The organism is Mesorhizobium sp. M1A.F.Ca.ET.072.01.1.1 (assembly GCF_004023325.1).
Taxonomy (GTDB): Bacteria; Pseudomonadota; Alphaproteobacteria; order Rhizobiales; family Rhizobiaceae; genus Mesorhizobium.
Window position 1 is genome coordinate 1 of the sequence record NZ_RZSF01000534.1, and the last position, 2,906, is coordinate 2,906.

A 2,906-nucleotide genomic window follows, 5' to 3' on the forward strand; every position below is an offset into this window, starting at 1 on the left:
GGCTCGCAGCGACGGCAAACGGAATGATCTTCACCGTCGCCACCATCTGGCCCGCCTCGACAGGCGCGTGCTGCGCCAGGGTAGCGATGGTGATCGCCGGGTCGATGGCATTGATGGCGTCGATCATCTTGGTGTCGACGGTGAAGACGCCTGCGGTTTCGGCATGCAAGTTCACGCGTCCCGTTGCAGAGGGCTTCGTCTCGACGTCGCGATGGGACATGCTCAACGCGATCTTTTCGGCTGCGGCATCCTCGCCGAGGTCATCGGGAGCCAGAACGGCCACGACGACTTCGCTGATGCCGGCCGCCTTCAGCGCCGCAACGTCCTCGCCGTTCAACCGATGCGCCTTGCGGAATCGCCGCTCGCCTGCAGTGGTCGCATGCGCCAGCACCGCGCCTTCGGCCAGCTCGATCGCAACCGGCCCGAACTTCACGCCACCGCGCCTTTGCTTTCCAGGCCGTGCGAGCGGAAGGCGTGGATGGTCTGTGCCAGCACCGCGACGGCGATCTCGGCCGGGCTCGCGGCGCCGATGTCCAGCCCGATCGGTGCATGGATGCGGGCGATCTGGTCGGCGCTGGCGCCCATCGCCAGCAGACGCTCGACCCGCTTGGCGTGAGTCTTCCTGCTGCCAAGCGCCCCGACATAGAAGCACCTGGCGTCGAGCGCCGCCTTCAGCGCGAAATCGTCGATCTTCGGATCGTGGGTGACGGCGGCAAGCGCGGTGTAGCTGTCGAGCGGCTGGCGCTTCAGCACATCTTCCGGCCATTCGGCATGCAGCGCTACACCGTAAAAGCGCTCCGGCGTGGCGAAGGCGGTGCGCGGATCGATGATCTCGACCGGATAGCCGGCGATTCTGGCCATTGGCGCGAGCGCCTGGCTGATATGCACCGCTCCGATCACCACAAGGCGCGGGCGCGGCAGATGCGCATTGAGAAAGAAAGTCCGCCCTTCCGCTTCCACCGATCGAGAAATGCCGGTGCGGAACGCACTGGCGATCGCCGCGCCGAGCTCGCCCGGGACGCGGTCGCCTTCACGCACGATGCGGTCGCGGCCGTCACCGAGGTCGGTGACCAGCACCGCGGCGCGCCTGGCGCGGCGCTCTTCGTTCAATGTTTTGAGAACATATGGGTCCATCCGCAATCAACCCAGCCGCTCGACATAGACCTTGATGCGGCCGCCGCAGGACAGGCCTACCTGCCAGGCGGTTTCGTCGGCGACGCCGAACTCCAGCATCCTCGGCTTGCCCGAGCCGATCACGTCGATCGCCTCGGTCACCACCGCGCCCTCGACACAGCCGCCGGAAACCGAACCGTGGAAATTCCCTTCGGCGTCGATGACCAGATGGCTGCCGGCCGCGCGCGGCGCCGAACCCCAGGTTTCGACCACGGTCGCGATGGCGACATTCTTGCCGTCCCTCATCCAGCCTTCCGCGATGATCAGGGGATCGCGGAGCTCATCGAGATAAATGCTCTCGTCCATCGTCGCTTCTCACAAAGTCTGTTTTCTCGGGGAACGTCCCAGAGGAATATATCGCTGCGAAACATATGGCTACGCGGCCCGCCTGTCGCCAGTTCGCAGCCAGCGCCGCGGGTACACAGCTGCGGCCGGCCGCTGGTCGAGCGAGGCGCAAGGATCGACCAGCGCGTCCGACATTGTGCACGGCGCGGAACTCGTCGACACGCGGCAGTATCGCCTTCACTACGCGGGGCCGCGCCTCGACCCATCAAACGCAAGAGGGGTTTTCACAGAACGTGGTAGTCGCGGTTGTGGTAGATCAGCGGCCGCAAATTATCGCCGATGCGCAGGCCTGTCACCTTGCCAAAAAGCACACGGTGGGTGGCCAAATCCTTGGTATCGATGATCTGACAATCGAAGACGGCGAGCGCGCCCTTCAGCGTCGGCGCGCCGGTCGAGATCACGTCCCATTCGCCGAGCGCGAAGCGCTCCTCGGACGGCAGGCCGGTGATGCCGGAAAAGCCGACCGACAGCGCCTCCTGGTCCGAGGCGAGCGTGTTCAGCGCGAAATTGCCGTTCCGGATGAAGGCCTCGTTCTTGGGATTTTCGCGGTTGAGGCAGACAAGCACGGCGGGCGGCGTATCCGAGACCGAGCAGGCGGCAATCACCGTTGCGCCTCGTTTCCCGGCCGGGCCGTCCGTGGTCACCACATGCACATGGCCGGCAAAATGCGCCATCGCATCGCGATAGGCTTGCGGCCCGATGTCATTAATCTTCAGCACCCGATGATCCACCTGCCAAAACGGAAGCTCGTTATATATGGCTGCATATTGTATGACACAAGCGAAGTGCTTGAGCGCAATCCTGAATTCGCGTGTTGCACCGGGATTAGGCAGCCTTTAGGTCTTTGCTGGAATAGTGCCGGAACAATACTCCCGGCACGGAGGACCTCTTCGCCCGAATGCGCCTTCTCACGACGACTTTAGCCGCGCTGCTTTGGCTGGGCGCGAGCGTCCATGCCGAGACGCTGGTTGGCGTCGCCGCACCGCTGTCCGGGCCGTCGGCGATCCTCGGCAAGCAGATCGAGGCGGGGACCGCGCTGGCGGCGGACGCCGAAGGCGTCGAGGTCCGAACCGTTGACGACGCCTGCACGGCCGACGGCGGTGCAGCGGCTGCCAGGCAGTTCGTGGATGCCAAGGTCAACATCGTTGTCGGTTTTCTGTGCACCGAAGCGATCGAGGCGGCGCTGCCGATCCTGAAGGATGCCAACATTCCGGTCATCGCGGTCGGCGTGCGCACCGAGAGCCTGACCGACCGCCGCGCCAAGACCGGCTGGCCGGTCTACCGGCTTGGCCCGCGCGGCGACGACGAACGCAATGCGGTGGCCACGATCCTCACTCGGCTCTGGCAGCACGAATTGTTCGCCGTTATCGATGACGGCACCATCTATG

The 2,906-nt window shown here is 64.8% G+C and carries 4 protein-coding genes and 2 pseudogenes; 1 reads left to right on the forward strand and 5 read right to left on the reverse strand.

What is annotated here, in order from left to right; translation table 11 throughout:
* The 5 genes and pseudogenes from EOA32_RS35760 to EOA32_RS35775 all read right to left on the reverse strand — a co-directional run.
* Nucleotides 1-433 (reverse strand): annotated as a pseudogene (locus tag EOA32_RS35760) (4-diphosphocytidyl-2C-methyl-D-erythritol kinase); the annotation flags it as partial.
* On the reverse strand, nt 430-1,134 hold the full coding sequence (locus EOA32_RS35765; RefSeq protein ID WP_128374198.1) for an XdhC family protein: 705 nt from the start codon (nt 1,132-1,134) through the stop codon (nt 430-432). The gene EOA32_RS35765 and the pseudogene EOA32_RS35760, both read right to left, overlap by 4 nt.
* 6 nt (nt 1,135-1,140) lie before the next feature.
* Complete coding sequence (locus tag EOA32_RS35770) at nt 1,141-1,479, reverse strand: XdhC family protein (protein ID WP_128374199.1); 339 nt, start codon at nt 1,477-1,479, stop codon at nt 1,141-1,143.
* Between the two features lie 69 nt (nt 1,480-1,548).
* Nucleotides 1,549-1,739 (reverse strand): annotated as a pseudogene (locus EOA32_RS40415) (VWA domain-containing protein); the annotation flags it as partial.
* Nucleotides 1,740-1,742: 3 nt separating this feature from the next.
* Nucleotides 1,743-2,237 carry a flavin reductase gene (locus tag EOA32_RS35775; RefSeq protein ID WP_066995321.1) on the reverse strand — a complete coding sequence of 165 codons (495 nt, stop codon included), beginning with the start codon at nt 2,235-2,237 and terminating at the stop codon, nt 1,743-1,745.
* 179 nt (nt 2,238-2,416) lie between these two features.
* Between EOA32_RS35775 and EOA32_RS35780 the strand changes: the two genes are divergently transcribed.
* A partial coding sequence (locus tag EOA32_RS35780; RefSeq protein ID WP_145971477.1) for an ABC transporter substrate-binding protein occupies nt 2,417-2,906 on the forward strand: 490 nt, incomplete at its 3' end.